14 protein-coding genes are annotated in these 19,638 nt (G+C 64.3%); 5 read left to right on the forward strand and 9 right to left on the reverse strand.

Annotated elements, in window-relative coordinates; translation table 11 throughout:
• Positions 1 to 36 precede the first annotated feature (36 nt).
• The 5 genes from gyrB to ACOQPC_RS10885 all read left to right on the forward strand — a co-directional run bounded on the left by gyrB (position 37) and on the right by ACOQPC_RS10885 (position 7,658).
• Positions 37 to 2,637 carry a DNA topoisomerase (ATP-hydrolyzing) subunit B gene (gyrB, locus tag ACOQPC_RS10865; RefSeq protein ID WP_420605748.1) on the forward strand — a complete coding sequence of 867 codons (2,601 nt, stop codon included), beginning with the start codon at positions 37 to 39 and terminating at the stop codon, positions 2,635 to 2,637.
• A 274-nt stretch (positions 2,638 to 2,911) separates the two neighbouring features.
• Positions 2,912 to 3,979 (forward strand): sensor histidine kinase, encoded by a 1,068-nt coding sequence (locus tag ACOQPC_RS10870; protein WP_420605749.1) that lies wholly within the window; start codon positions 2,912 to 2,914, stop codon positions 3,977 to 3,979.
• On the forward strand, positions 3,976 to 4,593 hold the full coding sequence (locus tag ACOQPC_RS10875) for a response regulator transcription factor (RefSeq protein ID WP_420605750.1): 618 nt from the start codon (positions 3,976 to 3,978) through the stop codon (positions 4,591 to 4,593). Before ACOQPC_RS10870 ends, ACOQPC_RS10875 begins: the two co-directional genes overlap by 4 nt.
• A 30-nt stretch (positions 4,594 to 4,623) precedes the next feature.
• A complete protein-coding gene (locus tag ACOQPC_RS10880; protein ID WP_420605751.1) occupies positions 4,624 to 5,412 on the forward strand; it encodes a tetratricopeptide repeat protein in 789 nt (262 codons plus the stop codon).
• 5 nt (positions 5,413 to 5,417) lie between these two features.
• Positions 5,418 to 7,658 carry a hypothetical protein gene (locus ACOQPC_RS10885; RefSeq protein WP_420605752.1) on the forward strand — a complete coding sequence of 747 codons (2,241 nt, stop codon included), beginning with the start codon at positions 5,418 to 5,420 and terminating at the stop codon, positions 7,656 to 7,658.
• A gap of 37 nt (positions 7,659 to 7,695) precedes the next feature.
• On the opposite strand, the gene ACOQPC_RS10890 is transcribed toward ACOQPC_RS10885, so the two are convergent.
• The 9 genes from ACOQPC_RS10890 to ACOQPC_RS10930 all read right to left on the reverse strand — a co-directional run bounded on the left by ACOQPC_RS10890 (position 7,696) and on the right by ACOQPC_RS10930 (position 19,630).
• Positions 7,696 to 8,463 carry an ABC transporter permease gene (locus tag ACOQPC_RS10890; RefSeq protein ID WP_420605753.1) on the reverse strand — a complete coding sequence of 256 codons (768 nt, stop codon included), beginning with the start codon at positions 8,461 to 8,463 and terminating at the stop codon, positions 7,696 to 7,698.
• Between the two features lie 24 nt (positions 8,464 to 8,487).
• Entirely contained in the window at positions 8,488 to 9,495 is a 1,008-nt protein-coding gene (locus ACOQPC_RS10895; RefSeq protein ID WP_420605754.1) for an ABC transporter ATP-binding protein, read from the reverse strand.
• A 9-nt stretch (positions 9,496 to 9,504) separates the two neighbouring features.
• On the reverse strand, positions 9,505 to 10,302 hold the full coding sequence (locus ACOQPC_RS10900; protein ID WP_420605755.1) for a thiopeptide-type bacteriocin biosynthesis protein: 798 nt from the start codon (positions 10,300 to 10,302) through the stop codon (positions 9,505 to 9,507).
• Between the two features lie 62 nt (positions 10,303 to 10,364).
• Positions 10,365 to 11,849 carry a hypothetical protein gene (locus ACOQPC_RS10905; protein WP_420605756.1) on the reverse strand — a complete coding sequence of 495 codons (1,485 nt, stop codon included), beginning with the start codon at positions 11,847 to 11,849 and terminating at the stop codon, positions 10,365 to 10,367.
• Positions 11,825 to 13,726: a TOMM precursor leader peptide-binding protein gene (locus ACOQPC_RS10910; protein ID WP_420605757.1), complete on the reverse strand. Its 1,902-nt coding sequence runs from the start codon at positions 13,724 to 13,726 to the stop codon at positions 11,825 to 11,827. The genes ACOQPC_RS10905 and ACOQPC_RS10910 overlap by 25 nt, the downstream gene beginning before the upstream one ends.
• Positions 13,719 to 15,485, reverse strand: coding sequence for a hypothetical protein (locus ACOQPC_RS10915; protein WP_420605758.1), 1,767 nt, complete (start codon positions 15,483 to 15,485; stop codon positions 13,719 to 13,721). The genes ACOQPC_RS10910 and ACOQPC_RS10915 overlap by 8 nt, the downstream gene beginning before the upstream one ends.
• Positions 15,478 to 16,563: a hypothetical protein gene (locus ACOQPC_RS10920; RefSeq protein WP_420605759.1), complete on the reverse strand. Its 1,086-nt coding sequence runs from the start codon at positions 16,561 to 16,563 to the stop codon at positions 15,478 to 15,480. The genes ACOQPC_RS10915 and ACOQPC_RS10920 overlap by 8 nt, the downstream gene beginning before the upstream one ends.
• Positions 16,556 to 18,934: a lantibiotic dehydratase gene (locus ACOQPC_RS10925; protein WP_420605760.1), complete on the reverse strand. Its 2,379-nt coding sequence runs from the start codon at positions 18,932 to 18,934 to the stop codon at positions 16,556 to 16,558. Before ACOQPC_RS10925 ends, ACOQPC_RS10920 begins: the two co-directional genes overlap by 8 nt.
• A 519-nt stretch (positions 18,935 to 19,453) precedes the next feature.
• Positions 19,454 to 19,630, reverse strand: a complete 177-nt coding sequence (locus ACOQPC_RS10930; protein WP_420605761.1) for a thiazolylpeptide-type bacteriocin — start codon at positions 19,628 to 19,630, stop codon at positions 19,454 to 19,456.
• Positions 19,631 to 19,638: the final 8 nt, after the last annotated feature.

The following is a 19,638-nucleotide window of genomic DNA, read 5'->3' on the forward strand; positions in this document are numbered from 1 at the left end:
CTTCCAAAGCGGCAATTTTCCGCCTATATTGGTTGCATGAACGAAACTCCCCCCGAAAATTCCGCACCCGGTCCCGGGACCCCGCCGTCCGCCGGTCCCAATGTCAACGCCTATGGCGCCGACAGCATCAAGGTCCTGAAAGGGCTCGATGCGGTGCGCAAGCGGCCCGGCATGTATATCGGCGATACCGACGATGGCTCCGGCCTCCACCACATGGTGTTCGAGGTGTCCGATAACGCCATCGACGAGGCGCTGGCCGGCCATTGCGACAAGGTGCTGATCGAGCTCAACGCCGACGGATCGGTCTCGGTCGAGGACAATGGCCGCGGGATACCGGTGGATATGCACAAGGGCGAAGGCGTCTCGGCGGCCGAGGTCATCATGACCCAGCTCCACGCCGGCGGCAAGTTCGAGAACACGTCGGACGACAATGCCTACAAGGTCTCCGGCGGCCTGCACGGCGTGGGCGTTTCGGTGGTCAACGCGCTGAGCGAATGGCTGGAGCTCACCATCTGGCGCGACGGGCGCGAGCACTGGATGCGGTTCGAAAACGGCAATGCGGTACACTCGCTGGAAGATCGCGGCCCCGCGCCCGATCGCGGCGGCGAGCCCTATAGCGGCACGCGCGTCACATTCTTTCCTTCCGACGAAACGTTCAAGAACGTCACCGAATTCGATTTCGAAAAGCTGGAGCACCGTTACCGCGAGCTGGCGTTCCTGAATTCCGGCGTGCGCATCGTCATCCGCGATTGCCGCCATGAGGACGTGGCGGAGCGCGAGCTCTATTATGAGGGCGGCATCGGCGCGTTCGTCAAATATCTCGATCGCAACAAGACCCCGCTCCTGCCCGAACCGATCGCGATCAGCTCCGAACGCGACGGCATCGGCATCGAGGTCGCGCTCGAATGGAACGACAGCTATTACGAGAACGTCCTGACGTTCACCAACAACATCCCGCAGCGCGACGGCGGCACGCATCTCGCCGCCTTCCGCGCCGCGTTGACCCGCACGCTCAACAATTATGCCGAGAAATCGGGCGCGATGAAGAAGGAAAAGGTGAAGCTGACCGGCGATGACATGCGCGAGGGCCTCACCGCCATCGTGTCGGTCAAACTCGCCGATCCCAAATTCAGTTCGCAGACCAAGGACAAGCTGGTCAGCTCCGAGGTCCGCCAGCCGCTCGAAAGCCTGATGGCCGACCGGCTGAGCGAATGGTGCGAGGAGAACCCCGATTACGCCAAGGCCGTCGTCCACAAGGTGATCGACGCCGCCGCCGCGCGCGAGGCCGCCAAGAAAGCGCGCGAACTGACCCGCCGCAAGGGGGTGATGGATATCGCCTCGCTGCCCGGCAAGCTCGCCGATTGCCAGGAACGCGATCCGGCCAAGTCCGAGCTGTTCCTGGTCGAGGGCGACAGCGCCGGCGGCTCGGCCAAGCAGGGCCGCGACCGCCATTATCAGGCGATCCTGCCGCTCAAGGGCAAAATCCTGAACGTCGAGCGCGCGCGGTTCGACCGGATGCTTTCGAGCAAGGAAGTCGGCACGCTGATCCAAGCGATGGGCACCGGCATCGGGCGCGAGGATTTCAACGTCGAGAAGCTGCGCTACCACAAGGTCGTGATCATGACCGACGCAGATGTCGACGGCGCGCATATCCGCACGCTGCTCCTTACATTCTTCTACCGGCAGATGCCCGAGATCATCGAGCGTGGGCATCTCTACATCGCGCAGCCGCCGCTCTACAAAGTGGGCCGCGGCAAGTCCGAGGTGTATCTGAAGGACAATAATGCGCTCGATGCCTATCTCATCGATACCGGGCTCGGATCGATGGTGCTGGAAACCGACGGCGGCCAGCGCGCCGGCCCGGACCTGCGCCAACTGGTCGAGCATGCCCGGCGCATGCGCAGCCTGATGGCCTATATCCCGCGCCGCTACGATCCCGCGATCGTCGAGGCGCTGGCGCTGGCGCAGGCGCTCGATCCGGCGCTGACGCCCGAACAGCGCCAGGAAGCGGCGAACGAGGCCGCGCGCTGGATGGACGCCGCCGACGAGGAGGGCCGCTGGTCCGCGCATGTCGGCGAGGAAGGCGGCTATCGCTTCGAACGGCTGTGGCGCGGCGTGACCGACCATCACCGCATCGACGCCGGTTTTCTGGGCTCGGCCGAAGCCCGCAAGCTGCACAAGCTGGCGAGCGAGGAGCGCGAAAGCTATGCCAGCGCCAGCCTCCTGATGAACCAGAAAGCCGCCGAAGCGGAGGTCGATCTGGCCGAGGACGACGATGTGCTGGCCGAAGAAGACGACGGCCAGGAAAATCCGCCGAACCGCCTCACCGGCCGCGCCGACACGAGCGGCAGCGCCGCCGGCACGCGCATCACGCGTCCCAGCGAACTGCTCGACGCAGTGCTCGCCAGCGGCAAGAAGGGCCTTTCGCTCCAGCGCTACAAGGGTCTGGGCGAAATGAACGCCGAGCAGCTCTGGGAGACCACGCTGGACCCGGACAACCGCGCGATGCTGCAGGTCGAGATCGAACAGGCCGACGTCGCCGACGAGATCTTCACCAAGCTGATGGGCGACATCGTCGAACCGCGCCGCGAGTTCATTCAGGACAACGCGCTGGACGTGGCGAACCTGGACGTGTGACACGACTCGCAGAACTGCCGCAAATAGTGGGTCGGCTCGAAACCGTTCGGCGAGCATCGCCAACGGAAAAATGACGTTTTCCGGGCGAAGCTAAGTCCGGAATGACCCACTGCTCTTTTCAGCGGTATCAATTCCTCTCGCAAAGATGACAAACGTCACTTCCGGCATTTCGCGCGATCTGGCATCTTGACACGATGTCGATCCCTTTCTTCCCGTCTTTACTTTCGGCACCGCGGCGATCGGCCGTGGCGAAATACAGGTCGGGGGCACGTGCGTGATCCCGATCGCGAAACGCGGATGGTGGGACGGCCCGTGGCCTTGGCTGGCCTATCTTCTGTTCTATCCGCTGCCATGGATCTGGACCGCGCCGTCGGTCGAGGCCCTGTACGGCTCCGCTCTGGGCATGGCGCTGTTCGTGCCGGCCTATCTGCTGGCGTTTCAGGCGGATGGACGGCGGATGATCGTGATCTCGGCGTTCATCGTGGCGCTGGGCTTCGCGCTGTCGCCGCTCGGCGCCGGCTGGACCACTCTGTCCATTTATGCCGGCCTGCTCCTGGGACGGCTCAGGCCCATGCGCCACGCGGTGATGGCCGTGATACTGGTCGCTTCGCTGACCAGTCTGTGGGGCGCGATGCTGGAACAATCCTTTTTCGCGATCGGTCTCAGCGTGCTGCTGATCGTCATGACCGGAATGGGATCGGCATCGCGCGAGGCGTTTTACGATCGGACGGTGGCGCTCCTGTCGACTCAGGAAGAAGTCCGGCGGCTGGCCGGAACCGCCGAGCGCGAGCGCATGGTGCGCGATCTGCACGATGTCGTCGGGCGCACCCTGACGCTGATCGCGATCAAGTCCGATCTTGCCGGCAAGCTGGTGTCGCGCGATCCGGCGGCGGCGCAGAAGGAGACCGGCGCGATCGGCCAGATCGCCCGGAGCGGGTTGACCGAGATCCGGGCAGCTCTCTCCGGCCAGCTCGGCGGCAGCCTGGTGCACGAACTGCAAGCCTCGGTCGACGCGCTCGGCGCCGCGGGCATCGATGTGCAGGTCACCGGCGACGCGGCGCCGCTGCCGCGCGACGCCAGCGCCATTCTCGCGATGGCGCTGCGCGAGGCGGTGACGAACACTATCCGCCATTCGCAGGCGCGGTCCTGTGCGATCGCCATTTCGCAAGACGACAGTCACGCCCGGCTGGCGGTAACGGACGACGGAATCAGCGATGGCAACCCGGACAGCGACGGCAGCGGCCTGCGCGGCATGCGGCAAAGGCTCGCGGCGGCCGGCGGCTCGCTGGCGCTCGCCCCCAATCGGCCCGGGCTCAGGCTGGAAGCATGGGTGCCGGCATGACCCACGGGCGCATCCGCGTGCTGGTTGCCGAGGACCAGCAGATGGTGCTCGGTGCGATCGCGGCCTTGCTCGCGTTGGAAGAGGATATCGAGGTGGTCGCACAGGCCGCCGATGGCGACGAGGCGCTAGCAAAGGTGCGCCAGTTGAGCCCCGACATCCTGCTGACCGATATCGAAATGCCGGGCCTGTCGGGTATCGAGATCGCCGCCGCGATCGATACGGAGCGACTTGCGACCAGGACCATCGTCGTGACCACCTTCGGCCGGATCGGTTATCTTTCGCGCGCTCGCCAGGCCGGGGTGCGCGGCTATCTTCTGAAGGACGCGCAGTTCGAGGAACTGCTGGCGGCGATCCGCGTCGTGGCGGCGGGCGGGCGGGCGATCTCGCCCGCGCTGGCCGATGACGGCGCGATCGCCGAGCCCGATCCGTTGAACGCGCGCGAACGCGAAGTGCTGAAGCTCGCGGAACAGGGTCTTACCAACAAGGATATAGGCTCCCGCCTCGGCCTCGCTGCGGGAACCATTCGGAATTACCTGTCCGAGGCAGGTCTGAAACTCGGCGCGGTCAACCGGATCGATGCTTGCCGCATCGCTCGCAGCAACGGGTGGCTGTGAATCCATTCAAACGGAAAAGTGGAGATGAACATGCCCGAATTCCATGCCTTCAAGCTGATATGCCTGCTCGGCCTAGCGACCCCTTCCTTCGCCGCGGCGCAGAGCGAAACTCCGGCTCAAGCGACCGCCACCTCGCAAAATCTGGTGAACATCCAGCCGCGCATCGAACAAGCGCGATGGGCGGCCTCGACGCAAGGCGATGCAACCGAGCTGTCGGCGATAGCCGCCGAATTGCAGGCGATGAATCGCAATCCGAGCGGACAATTGGCTTATTATGTGCCCTACTGGCTCGCCTATACCGATTACTGGCTTGCCAATATAAGCTTGAAAGCGGGCGAAAAACCGGCGGCGGCGGCGGCGGCGCTGGGCGAAGCCTATTCCCTGCTTACCGAAACCCCCTCCCCCGATGTGGAGACCTATGCGCTCATGAGCCTCGTCGCCGGGCTGAAGATCGCCGTCACTACGCCCGACCAGATCGGCGACGCGATCGGGCATGCCCGCGACGCCATGGAACAGGCGGTCGCGCTCGATCCCGACAACCCGCGCGTTCTCTATGCCCGCGCGCTCGCCGATTATACGACGCCGAAGGAATATGGCGGCGGGCGGGTCGCGGAGAAAATTGCCCGGAGCGCGATCGAGCAGAGCCCGGAGCCGGCCCGGGCGCTTCGGCCGACATGGGGCCGTGACGCCAGCGCCGCGCTGCTCGTCAGAATTCTGCGCGCGGCAGATCGCGGCGACGAGGCCGACGACATCTATGCGCGCTCGATCGCGGAATATCCAAACAGCACGGCGCTTCGTCTGCTGGCCAAGACACCGTAGGGACGATGCGCCGGGTGTCCCTCCACCGGCTCGGCCGCACCGCCTTGCTCGGCGCGATTGCCTGCGCTTCCCCCGCACAGGCGCAGGTGGAGGATGAAGGCCTTCGCATAAGGGTAACCGACCCCGATGGTCGGCCGATCGAGGCGGCGGAAGTTCAGATCGCGTCGTCGGGCGGGCCGACGGTGTCGATCCTGTCGGATGCGCAGGGCGATGCGATCGTCGATCCGGCCCGGATCGACGAGGCGGACGGAGCGGATCTCACGATCACCGCGATCGGCTTTCGGGATGCCTATCTGCATGTCGCGCCGGGGGGAGAGCAGGACGTCACCGTCCAACTGGACAGCACGAAGAACGACGGCGGCATCGTCGTCGTGGGCCGCCGCGTCTCGCGGCCGTTCAGTCCGCACACGCTCGGCCTGCTGGATATCGTTACCGACGCGCGCGCCAATGCCGATCCGATACTGGCCGCCAACGACCTGCCCTCGAGCACCAATGTATCAGGCAACGCCACGCTCAATCTGCGCGCCACGCGTCCCGCGATCAGCCGGCTCTATCTGGGCGACATTCCGGTGTTCGAGTTCGCGCGGGGCGGCAGCCTGGATAGCGCCACGCAGGCGGGTTCGATCTTCAATCTGGGAAACACCAAGGATGTCGAGGTCTATCCAAGCAATCCGCCGCTTTACCTTGCCGGTTCGTCCGGGGGAGCGCTCAGAGCCTTGCCGCCGACGGCGGCAACCCCCGGGGGCAATCTCGCGCTGAACACGGCGGCGGTCGGCCTCAGCGGCACGTTGACACCGGGCAACGGCGCGTCGTTCGTCTCGCTCTCCGGCCTTTACTCCGATTTGCAGCCGCAACTCTCGATCAACCCCGGCCTGTCCGAGCTGGTGTCCCGCCTCCGCCTGCGGAGCGCGGGGCTGGTCGGCCATGCGCCGCTGGGTTCGTCGTCCGAACTGGGCCTGTTCGCTCAGGCGGAAACCGAAGGCGGCCGGTATCCCGTCGAAACATTCGGGTCGCGCGGAGACTTTCGGCAGGATGCCGAGCGCTACCGGTTGCTGGCTTCCTTTTCGACCGGCATCGGCGCCTCGTCGCTAACCGTGAACGGCTCCTATACCAAGACGATTACCGAGCAAGACTATGCGGGGTGGTCTTCGCGCAGCGCAAATCGCTACAGTTTCTATTCGATCGACTTCGCATCGGAAGCGGCCGATGCTCGGCTGACCTACCGCATCGGCATCGACAGCGACCTCATTTCCCAGCGAAGCGGCCAGTCGTTCGAGGGCGCCGTCATTCCCATAGCGGGCGATGCGCCATCGCGATCGCACAATCGCAACAACGACGTCGCCGCCTATGCGTTCGCCTCCTATCGCATCAGCCCGGCCGTGCTCATGAGCATCGCTGCGCGGCAAATTCTTTCGAGCGATCTGGGTACGGAGCACGGGTTTCAGATGAGCGGCACGGCGTCGAGCGCGGACAAGCGGCACAAGCTGATCGTGTCGCTGGGCCGCTATTTTGGCGCGGAGGTGCCGCAATATGCCTATTATGGCGGCCTCGCGCGGTCGGTCAGCCGGCAAGCCGAGGCGGATTACAGCTTTACCGTTCCGGGACTGCGCCTGGGTCTGTCGCTCTATCGCAGCGCGGAGCACAGCGACCGCACGCGGTCCGCGCTTGAGGAAGGGCGCTTCTACGTCTTCGACGACGGCCTGACCGGCATCGGCAGACGCACGGAGACGACCGGCGTCGAAGCCTATGTCACGGCATCTCCGATCGATCGGCTCGAGGCGAAGCTGTCGCTCAGCAGCATCGACCAGACGCTGCATATCGATGGCGAGACCTACCGGGGAAGCAGCGATTTCGGCTATATCGTCCGCGGCGCGCTCAAATATGATTTCGGCGGCCTGGCCGTGAATCTGGCGGCGACCGCCCGGGAGGGTGCACCGTTCACGCGGGTGACGTCGATCGCGGACGGGCCGGACGGTCGGCGCGTTCCGGTCACGGCTCCGATCAACGGCGAACGGCTCCCGCCCTATTTCAGCCTGGACCTGAGCCTCGCAGCGCCGATCGCGCTGTCGGCCGACATCAAGCCGCTCGCCTTTCTCTCGGTCGCCAACATCCTCGACCGGCGCAACGTCTCCTCGCAGATTCTCGGCGAGGACGGTGCGCCGATCCTCGGCGAGGACGATGCGCCGATCCGCTATCGCAGCTTCGCGGGCCGCGTGTTGACGTTCGGCATCTCGCTGAACTTCTGACCGGCTCATATACGCCCCGATCGCGACTTGCTCCGGGCTAGAATGACTGCCGGTATCGGCGAAGCGTAAAGACGCTCAGCGCGCACGCGGTAACGGCGAAGACGCAGATCAGCCCGAAATTGCGGACGAGCACCCACTCCGAGACTTGCGATCCGCTGGCAAAGCGGCACAAGGTAGCGCCCCAGTCGATCGGATTGGCATAGGCGATGATCTTCATCCACAGCGGCATCGCGCCATGCGAGATCAACACGCTCGACAGGAAAGTGAGCGGAAGCGTCAGGAAATTCATCGTTCCGATGATCACCTGTATCTGACGGAAATGCAGCGCGACGGCTACCGACAAGCCGGAAAAACCGATCCCGATCAGCAGGCCGACCAGCGCGGTCAGCAGGATGGCGAACACGGACAGGTCGCCGCCGCCGATGACCAGACCGACGGTCAGCAGCACCGCGGCCTGGACCGAGGAGATCAGCCCTGCGTGGAACAGCGGCGAACAGGCGATCGAAATGTTGGAGGCGGGCGAGAAGAACACCCGGTTCATCGCGCCGCGCTGCAGATCGGAAAGCACCTGGATGCCGGCATAACTCGCGCTCATGGCGGCCGACATGCTCGCGATACCCGGCGCGATATAGGCGATATAAGCATATCCGGTTTCGCCCGACAGCGCCGCCATCGCCGGCGCGAACAGACTGCCGAACAGCAGCAGCCAGATGAGCGGCTGGGTCAGGGCGAAGATCAGATAAAATGGCGACTTTATCGAAAATTGAAGTGCCCGGCCGGTAATCAAGGCTGCGGATCGCATCATCGTATCTCCCTTTTGAAGCTTGTATCAGGCGACTCGGCGCAGGCGCGGCCCGGCCCTTTCGAAGCGCGCCTTCGCGATGTTCAGATAGGCCGCTTCGAGCGACTGGCGCTTGATCTGAAACTCGGTGATGGCGGCGCCCGACGATCGCAGCGCCTCGGCCACCGCCAGCCCCTTTTTCTGCGCGTCGTCCATCGGAATGAACAATTGCCGATCGGCGATCCAGGGTTCGCCGTCCGCATGATCGCGCGCCGCATCCAGGAGCGCCGGATCGCTTTCGATTCGATCGAGCGTCAGGATCAGCACATCGGACTGGTGGGCGGCGCAGATCGCGGCCGTCTTGTCGTCCGCCAGGATCCTGCCGCCCTGAACGATCAGCAGCCGGCGGGCGCGCTGCTCCGCCTCGGCCATGTCATGGGTCGAGAACATGATCGTCACCCCGGCCCCGTTCAACCGTTCGAGCGTTTCCCAGACCCGCGCGCGGCTCTCCACGTCGAGGCCCTGGGTGGGTTCGTCGAGAATGATCAGTTCGGGGGAATGGAGCTGCGCCATGGCGATATCCAGACGCCTCCGATTGCCCCCGGACAGCGTCACGATCCGGACATCGGCCGCCGCGTCCAGCCCGACCGAAGCGAGCAGTTCGGCGGCGCGTTCGCGCGCAGCCGTTCTCGACATGCCGAACAATCGCCCCTGGAAATGCAGTTCGCTGCGCGGCGTGGCGCGATAATCGAACATGCTCTCCTGCGCGACATAACCCGTCGATCGGGCGACGTCGGCGGTGCCCGCCTTGTGATCGTGCCTGCCCACGCAAATCGTACCGCCGGTCGGCATGCTGAGGCGCAGCAGCAGTCGCAGCAAGGTCGATTTGCCCGCTCCGTTCGGACCCAATATCCCGACGATATCGCCTTTCGCCACGGTGAAGCTGACATCGTCCAGCGCGAGGCATTCTCCGTACCGCTTGGTGACATGGCGGACCGCGACCGCGGGCTGGATATCGCCGCGAAAAGCGCCGAGATCGGTAAGCTTGTTCATCATAGTTCCTTTCTACGCACCATGCTGGAGGACCTTGGCTATTGCGGTTGCGAGATGAAATTCCATCGCCGGGGACAGCCCGAGCCGGTTGCAGAACATGTGGAGCTGCGACATGACGATGTCCGGCTTGCTCGCCGTGAGCGGCGCTGCATCATCCGCATCGAGAGCGGCGATCAGCGCCGCCAGGCAGCCGCGCCAGGCCGAACTGTAGCTGCGCCGCTCGTCCGGCGTTTCCAGGAGGGCGGCTTCGATCGCATGCGGATCGCTCAGCGCCACCGGCTCGCCGTCCGGCGTCCAGCCGGTGGGCGCGAGAAAACTCCGCCAACCCGCTGCGTAGCGCCGGAAGATTTCGCCGATCTCGGCGGGATCGTCGGCGAAGGATCGCACCGAGGCGATCATGATCTTGATGGCCTGGCCGATGCGCCGATCGGCATCGCCGAGCGTCGCGCCGATGATGCCAAGCGCCAGCGACGTCGATTGGCAGAACAGGCGCTCGTTCGACGCCATGGCGCGCGGACCGCCGTAGCGCGCGACCTCGGGCTCGTAGGCGATCCGGTGAACGCTTCCCGGTTCGCGTTCCGGAGCGTCGTCCGACCGCCATTCGATGGCAAGCGGCGCGGCATCGACATGGCGGGGCGCGGCTTGCCGCCAGCATTCGTGGAGGCGATCCGAAACCGCCGGGTCGTCCACCGCCACCCTGATGCGCAAATGGGGCCCGCCCTCGCCATATCGGATGAAGAACCAGTTTCCCGCCCCGGCCAGATCCCGCAGCAAAGGCGCGGCGATGCGCAGGAGGAACCGGTCGCTCATGCGCCCGGGGGAAATATAGACATGATCCGCGGACCAATGTCGCTGGGGGCAGCCGCGTCGGGTCACCCGCAAGCCTCCCACGGCGCGCCGCCGACCGGGAATGCCGGATTGACCGCATCGTCCGCATAGATCACCAGCTGCAAGGTCGACCAACAGTCGATCGGAAGCGCGGCATCGGCGGCGGCGTGGTCGAACGAGCGCATCGGGCGACAGGCCAGGCCGACCGTCGCGGCGGCCAGACAGAAGGACTGGGCGTCGATGCCGGCGGCGAGGTACATATGGAACAGGGCCAGTTCGCCGAAGCGCGCGACATAAGCCGGATAATCCGCGCTTAGCGTCACGACGATGGCATCTGGCGGGTAGACGTCGTCCCCGCCCGATCCTCGCCGCCCGGTCGATTTGTCGAGCGACAGCGTGGCGTTATCCGCCGATCGCCGGCAATCGCGGATCGCAACGCGCAGATGCTCGGGCAGCGTCACGTGCGCATGAACGCGGTGGCGCGCGACGCCGGTGAACGAGCCGCGCAGTTCGGCCACCTTGTCGAGCAGCTGGACCGTACGCGAACCGCCGGGCGCCCGATTGACCGACGGGGGGGCTTGCAGATCCAGGCCCGACGAGCGCGCGGCGCTTGCCCGCAACAGCTCGATCGGGTTCCCGCGCCAAGGTCCGGCAGCCAGTCCGCCCGGAAACGGCGGCGCTTCCGCGGCGTTCGCGGCGTTGTCGATCACGGCATCGAGCAAGGGAAAGGCACCGCGTTCGATCGGCGGATATTCCCGAGCCGCGAAAACATGCCGTTCCGGCCAGGCCTGACGGAGCCAGCCGGCAATCTCCGGCGCGGCGATGCTCGCCGACAGGCCCGGCACCACGGCGCGATCGCCTGCCCGATCCGCGGCGTGCAGACGGACGTCGTCGAGGCGCAGGCCGAACAGGCCCAGGATCAGCAGAAATTGCGACAGATTTGCACCGAGCTCGATGGCCGAGAGGCAATAAGCGAGATCGCCATAGGGCGATGCGCAGCGGGCGGGATCGCAGGTCAGCGAAATCCGGAGCGCGTCTTGCGATGCGCGCGCGGCGCCGGTTGAATCGGCCATGGCGAACAGCGCGTGCTCTCGCACCAGATAGCGGTAGCACGATGCTCCGTGCCGGCTTTCGAAGAACAGGCTCGCATCGACGGTAAAGCGGCTGCCGGGCGAGGGACAGGCACGATGTTCGGGGTTCGGATTGAGCGGCTCCCACCGCAGGACGCCGAAAGAATAGGCGAGGATCGTCGAAAGAGCAGCGCGCGAATCGAGCGCGGACGGATCGAAGCCGGGCGAGCGACTCCATCCGAAGGGGGCGCCCAGCCCGATCGCCTGCCCGTCGCGGGTTTCGAGCGTCGGAGACGCGGTCGGGCCGGGCTTCTCGGCGGGGGCACCCGCCAACTGATCGCGAAGCATCTTCCAAAGCGCGCCTTGCAGCACGTCCTTGCGATAGGTCGAGCCCACGAGGAAGTCCCTCGCCGGGTCGTCGCCTCGCTGCTCCGCTACTGAAAGTTGTGCGGCAGGCACGGCTCGCCTCCCTTCGCTGCACGCGTTCGGGCGCGATCGACCATGGCGATCCGTTCGGCGGACACCCGGCGATATTGATGACCAAAGGTGACCGGCAGCAGCCCGGGCGCGAGAACCTTTACGCAATGGAGCCCGACCGAAGCGGTGAGACTATTGGTCAGATCGACCACGAGAATATCGTCGGCCACGTCGAGCACCGCCTCCGACAGTTCGACCAGCCGGTCCGTCAGATTGGTCGTGCGGTCTTCTGAAAAACTCTGCTTGTGCAACCGGTCGCCGATATCGTTCGCGCCATTTTGCGCGACGAGGAATTCCAGCCTCCCGAGACTGTCCCGGTGGCTGTAAAGCGTCGCATGATCGTCCATCGTCTTCACCAGCGAACCGTCGCGCAGCATCGCAGCCGCGCGCACGCGCGAGTCGGCCACGATATGCGCCGGGCGATGCTGAACCCTGGTGCAGACCTCCACCAGCGCACCGCGCAGCGCTTGAATAGGATCGATATGCGCACCGGTGGACAAAATGCTGGCCACCGCCGCGTCCGCGCGGTCGTCGACGGCGAGCACCGCCAGCGTCGTGACGGGGAAGCCCAGCCCGATGTCGAGGATCGAGACCTCGAACCCCCATTCTTCCAGCCGCGCGATCATGCCCGCCGCGTAGCGATCGTCGATCGTTCCCGCCCGGATCTTTCCGGGGACGAAGCGGCCGTACCAGCTGGTGAAATAGGCGTCCCGCTCCAGCACCTCGAACAGACCGAACAGCGCCGCCTCTTCGAAACTGGAACCCAGCGCGCAGCCGTTGGAGGTTTCCATCACGAAGCGCTGCTCGGGCGCAAGCTTGCCGCGCGGCATGTCGTAATAGGCCAGTTGCAACGGAATCAGCACCGGCGTGCGCCGCCGCAAGGAATAGGCCCATCCCCAATCATGGGGCGTGTCGGGATCGAAGCTCGCAAGTCGATACCCCGGTTCGCAACGCTGCCCGGCACCCGGCAGGATGAACTTGCGCGGGTCCACGGCGATCTGCTCGATATCGCCGAACCGCGCCGAGAGTTGCGCTATGGCACCGCGCGGTTCGAAGCTCGAAAAACGCTCGAGCGCCTCCAGCATCGCGACATCGCGGTCGGCCGCCTGGCAGCCCGTCCTGCCCACGCCGATCTCGAGCCGGCGCGGGTCGCTGCGCCCGGCAAAGGCCGCGAACGTCATCGGATGCACGATCGCCTCGGTCTCCCGCTCGAATTGCCGCACCAGCCCGAACCGCCCGTCCACCAGTCTGTCAGCGAGACGCTTGCGATCGGGCATTGGCGCCGCGCGCCAGCTCTCGCTCGATACCGGCACCTCGTCGCGCAGCTTCGGCGGGCTTGCGGGCTCGCTGGGATGGCACCGATCGCAGTCAGGATGGGCGACCAGCCGGTGTTCGGTCTGGGCCAGCATCTCGAGGTCCGTCCAGAGCATGTGCCCCTCGGGGTCGCTATCCTGCGCGGACCGCGAGCGGTCGACGAACGCCGCGAGCTGGGCCGCGACGAGCTCGAAAATCACCGGCGGCCACGCCGGCGCGGCGGCGCAGTCCTCCGCGAGCGCCGGTGCCCATAGCCTGGCGCATCGGAGGCATGGCGCGGCTGCGGGTTTCACGATGGGGCCGATGACGATCCGGGTCGGGCCATAGCCGATGTGACAGACCGGAAGACCGTCGCTATTCGCAGCCTTTTCGCAACCTATCGCCGCGGACCATTCATGCAGCGGGAACGCGGCGATTACCAAATCCGCAGCAAGATCAGGACGATCGGCTGCTATCGGCTCGCCACGATGGCGCGCGTAACCGCTTCGCACCCATGTCGAGAACGGCGTGGCCGGTCCTTCGAAGCGGGCGAATGCCTCAGTCATCGCCATGGGTCGATTTAAATCTGCCGACGAAAAATCCCTCGACCGGCCGGTCGGCCAGGCGATCGAGCATTTGCGGCACCAGCCCGAGCCGTTCGGGCCGGAACGCCACCTCGTCGGTGAGGCCGAGGTGACAGGCGGCGACGGGTATTGCCGGCGCCGTTCGCGCAAGGATGGGCGGCTCGCCCAACTGAAAGCCGCTGAGCGTCCTTCCGAGCGCCTCGATCGCCGCCTGCAGGGGGCTGCCGCCCAGCGCGAAACGGTGGAAGCCGGCAACGTGCACATCGGCTCTGGGCGCACCCGAGCGGACATCCATGCTGATGCCGATCGCGGCCGGTTCGTCGAAATAGAGCTTGGTCAGGCGCACGAGCGTGCGAAACCGGACGTCCCCGCTATCGTCGTAACGCAGCATCCTTGGCGACGACCTCGGCAAAATCGGCACTGCATACGCCTCCGCCCGGGCCAGATAGGCTCTGGCCGCCCATCCGTTCTCATCCAAAGCGACCGCGTGGCCGGATGCACCCCCCTGCCGATCCGCGATCGTCTCCAGCGCCTTGCGAATGGTCAGCGCGGTGATCTCGCTGGGCCACACCGCCCATGACGCGACCGTGTTTTCGAGCGCGGGGTGGCCGGGGTGGATACGCAGCGCACGGTGCGCGAGGGGAAAACTCGGCAGCGGCGCTTCGTCTTCCCACATCAGCACCGGCGCGGTCTGCGCGAAAAAGGGACGGGATATTTCGAGCCATAGTTCCCGGTCGCGCTGATGCGGGGATCGGGCCTGATCCGACGCGGGTTCGGCCATGCCGGCCGCGACGCGCGCGGATTTCGGCCGATCGGCGCTATCGAGCACGAACAGCCCCCCATCGGGCCGGACGACGATTTTCGTCGGCAAGGGAAGCGGTTCGATGCGTTCCGGCCCGTCATCCGCGATGATCACGTTCAGAGCCTGAAATGCAGCGAGGTTACCGAGCACGGCGTAAGCATAGACCGACATTGCCTCATCGCTCTGCGGGTATTTGCCGGTAGGCGCCGCCATCGGTTCGCCACGCGCCGGCAGCGCCATAACCAGTCCCGCCCCGCCCACGACCCCTGCCACGACCCGCGCACCCGTGAAGGTACCGGCACGCGCCGCCCACGCGCCCTTCTGCAGAAACGGATCTCCGTCCACGACGCGGACGAACGGCCGGTCCGGATGCCGGGCATCGTCAACCTCGATCCATTCACATCGAAACCGGCCTTCATTCTCCGTCCGATCCGAAAGCATGTTTTCGATCTCGCGCCGGTCCTCGGGCCTGTCCAGACCCAGCCGCAGATGGCCTGCGCCCGCCGCGAGCAGTCCGGACACCGCCTGGTTGAAGCTTCGGCCATGGCCGCTGACGATGATCGGTGCCGTCCGCCAGCGCCGATACGCTTCGACCGGATCGGGCACGCGATCGAGAACGTAATTCCAGATCGATCCGTCGAACGGAGAATCTTCGACATCCCATGCAACCTGGCTGCTCCTGGCCAGCATCAGCATGCGGCGCGCCTGCAGTTCGGACGCCACCAGGGTTACCACCGGCGCGATCGCCTCGGGATAGCACGCGCGGATAGCGTCCAGCGGTTCCCGGCCAGAAAAACGTGCGAGGACGTCCTTCAACAGCGCATTCGGCACGCCCTTGAACTGCAGATCGTCATCGCCCAGCGTTACGCGGTAGTGTGGCTGCCGTTCATCGACATGCACCGCCGCCCGCAAGCGGGGATAGAGTCGGCCGTCAAGCATGGTGCGCCCCGGCCAGTTCCATGACGGCTTCGCTGGCCGCCCGGGCCATATCCGGAAAGTCCTCGAGAATCGCCCGCGACAGTATATAACAGGCCAGCGCGCGCTCCACCGGCGAGATCGTCGCGCTCGAAAGGCTCTCGTAAAAGATATTCACGATGATCCTGAAACGGTGGTGCAACGAAGACCCGAACACCGCGAAAAGACGCTCGGCATCGAACATGGCGTTCAGGCCCGATCTGAGCCGCTCGTCCGAACCGAATATGTCGCGGATATGCAGCGGGTTGTTCACTTCGACCGGCATGATCATCTCATCCGGATCGGCCTGAATGGTCTTTATGGCCGCATCGAGTGATGCCGCGCGGGCTATCCAGTTCGTCAGATCGACTGGATCGGATGGCGCTCTCGTGATTTCCTCGATCGACCTTGTGGTGCGCTCATGCAGGCGCTCCCATGCGCTTTCAAAAGTCGGGCGTAAGGCAGGGTGCGCGGTCAGGAACAGCTTGGCATGGGCGGAAAGCGAGACCGGCCAGAAAATGAATTCTGCGCTAGCCGATATCCGGCCGATGATCGCCAGGCGGCGTGCCGCCGCCAGGACGAACGCGCCACGCGATTTTTGCTTGGCATGGATGAGCGTCGCCACATCGGGCAGAACGTCGCAGTGAAACATCGCCGCAGCGGTGCCAAGCCGTTCCGAAGCCCATAGTCTTTTTCTGCCATTCTGGGTCAGAAACACCGAATTATTTTCATAAAACGGAGCTATGGCTCCGTCCCATTGTTCGGCGTCCGCCATATTGTGCGCACGCACGAGCGCGTCAGTAGGAAGGATGACGCGCGATGGATGGTCGTCGATCCAGGTTTGGATCGCTCGCCGCGCGGTATCCAGTGCCGCCGGATCGGCCTGGCCATCGTCGAACGCGATCACGCAGTCGAGATGCTGTCCCCGCGCCCAGTGGCTACGTACATAGCCGCGGACTGCCCCCTGTTCGCGTAGCGACAGTAGCGCCGGGCAGGCGGCATCGACGATGAGCGCCGACAGATCGGCTTCGAAATAGGCCGCGCGAATGACGTGATCAAACATCGACCTCTTTCATTCCGAGCTCGATGGTGATTTCCGATGCATGACGCCTGCCCGTGATCGTCACCGGCGTATCGCCGGGAACCGGAAGCGCTTCGGTGATGCCGACATGTCCCGTTATCTTGCGCAGCGAACGCTGGAAGGATTTGACGAACCAGACGTTCTCGATGTCGAGATACATGGGTTTGCGCGTCTTGTGCGGACGCGCGGAGCCATCAGCATGACTCTGCCAGAAGTTCGACGCCTGGAAAAAGGAAACGGCGGGAAGATCGTGTCGCTCCCAGGCATCACGTAGCGCAAAATAAAATGCCGCGTCGGAAAGCGCCGGATCGGGCAATGCGGATTTGGCGATCGAAAAGGATTTTCGGGCCAGCACCATATCGCCCATGGTCAATCTCGGCCGCACGAAGATTTCCGGTGGAACCTCGGGTCGGTCGCGGGAAAAGACCGCATCGGCGATCGAAAAAGGCAGGTCCGATGCGCCGTTCATCCAGTCGAGGACACGGTGAATCGGCGGGAGCGTCCAACTGTTCAATATGCCGAAATAATAAGGTGAAAGGCGCACGCCGTCCGCGTCTTCGAGAATGATCTGATTGTGCACGGTGTCGTGGCGCAACGTACAGCGGTCGAGTGAAATTTTTTGCGTGTCGGCATAGTCGCTTTCATAGGGCGGGATAGCGAGTTCCCGGTCGCATAATTTGGGATGGCGGTTGGCGTTGAAGCCGAACATGCCGGAGATTGCGACCGGAACGCCCGGCGCTAGCGCTTCGATATAATCCGCCACCCGGCCGCCCGTTTCCAGGAAACGCGAGGTCATGCGGGCATTGCCGGGATAGACCGAATTCACCACGAACTTGCGGGTTCCGGCAAACGTGGCGAACTGGCCGTTGATGCAGTGTGAACGCGCGCGATTGCGGTAGGTCGCGGGAATTTCGCGATAGAAGCGATCGACCAGCGATTTGGGGATCGTCCAACTTCCCGATGTCGCGACATGGGCGGCGAGCGAATCGCCGAATGCGCGCGATACCGCGTCGAGCGCAAGTGCGTCCGTGTCGTCCGGGACCGAGCCGGTCTGCCAGGGCGGCAATTTCGCTTCGTCACCGCCCGCCGAGACGCCGTCCCCCGCGGCGGCGAGAAGTTCGGCTGCGCCGCTTAGAAATGAAACAGCGTCCTCGCACCGGCCGCCGACCCCGAACGTCGTAACAAACCGCCGCGTCAGCCAAGCGCTGGCCCAGCCATAGCCGCGAAGCAGCGGAAGCAGCCTCATCAGGTCGAGCAGATCCGATTCGAGACTCTCAATCGCCCGGGTGCTCAACACGATCGAGGGCGAGGAAATCATGCAATCTTCGTAAAATACGGGTCGAAATCGCTCCGAGCGTAGCGGCGCGGTGGTTGCGATCGCCAGTTCGTCGAGCGCGCGCTCTACCGCCCGGCCCGCTTCCATCGGAGCTTCGCGCTTGCAAACCGCCATCCTCGCTACTTCGAGTCGATCGAGCCGTTCGGCCATTTCATTCGATATCGATGTTTTCAGCGAATTCACGATCGATCGAGCCCAAAGCAATCGATCGCTTTGCGCGGGCACATCATTTTTCAGAACGAGCAGATCGAGAGCCATCAGACGCGCCACCAACGCTTCGGCTTCCAAGATCGAGCTCAGCCGGAAGCGAGACCGGATATGGTCTGAATAGGCGCCGAGCGACCAACTTCCATCCATCGACGCCAAATCGTCCAGAATGGCGTGCAGGTCCGGCTTCGGGCGCAATAGGTTCGTTGTGGCGGCGATCCCGTAGGTTTCCATCGCCGAACCTTCGGAAAAGGCGATGCGTTGCCACGCGACTTGCCCGTCTTTGACATCGATCGTCGGATTGGCGAAGACCATTGCATCGGGCGACAGCATCGCAGCATTCGCAGCTAACGGTCGAAAGATCCGTTCGATGATGCTGTGCCGCAATCGGACATCACGGCGAATGACGACGTCATTCAAAGCGAACTCGATTTCGTGCGCCCCCCGACCACCCCAACTCCCGAGCGCCACGAGCGTGAGCGACGATTTGGGGCTGGTTTTGAGGGTCGATCTCGTCAGAAAACTGCTGATTGCAAGATGTAGATTGGCCCAGTCCTTGTTACGCAGCTGCGCGCCCGCCTCCAGCTTGCGCAGCGCTTGAAACAGTGAAGGACTGCTCGCGAGAAGCGCAGCGCGCAGATTGGGAAGCATGGCGGCGCGGCGAAGAACTGCGGCGTCGGCCTTCAAGTCGGCAGCGTGGGTCTGAAGTCCGGACTCTTCCAGTTTTCCAAGATATTCGGTCCCAGTGACCACATCGTTCAGTTGTTCGGCGGTATTGACATCGGATTGTGACCGGACGCTCTCAAGCACGGCTTGTTTGGGAATCCGTCCGTTGAACAAGTCCCGCCTGACTTGAATGAGGTTGCGCCGCCGATTTTTGTCGTCCGTTTCTGGGATTAGCCTTTCCAGGCGGCGACATGCCGCGTCGACTTCCGACGCCAGCTTGCGGCGCTGGCTGCGAAGCAGATCGTGGCAGCGGACCGCGCTAGTCGAGCCGAACTCTTGCAGCTGCTCGCAGGCCTCTCCGCCAATTCGCAAGAAAAAATGGGGGTGTCGAACGATACGCGCTGCAAAAGAGGCGAAGTCCTCAAAAATTCCCTCGGGCCGAAGATCCGCGGCTACGGGTTTGGAAGCATCAAGCGGCGCTTCGACAAGTCTCTTCAATGCGCTCAATTTATGCGCTCCGCAGCTGATTGTTGATCCTTGAGAAATTATGTTTGACGACAAAAGCTGCGGCAGCGGTATAGACCGCTGGCGACGACACGTCTGCTTCGGATCGAACTTTTCGGTCGAGCGGTAGCTGACGCGCCGCCGTCATTTGGCATATCGTCAGACAGCAACCTCGGGTTGCGATGAACCACTGCACGACGAGCTGCCATAGCAGCAAGAGGCGCCCGTTTCGGGGATTGCCATGTAACCGCTAGTCGCAACGACTTCGATCGCGTCGAGATCAAGATCGTCGATGTTGAACCCAAGGTCCGAATTGACGAAATCCACTTTCTCCATGTCGTCCT

This window comes from Novosphingopyxis sp., from assembly GCF_965218915.1.
In the GTDB taxonomy this organism is placed as follows: Bacteria; Pseudomonadota; Alphaproteobacteria; order Sphingomonadales; family Sphingomonadaceae; genus Novosphingopyxis.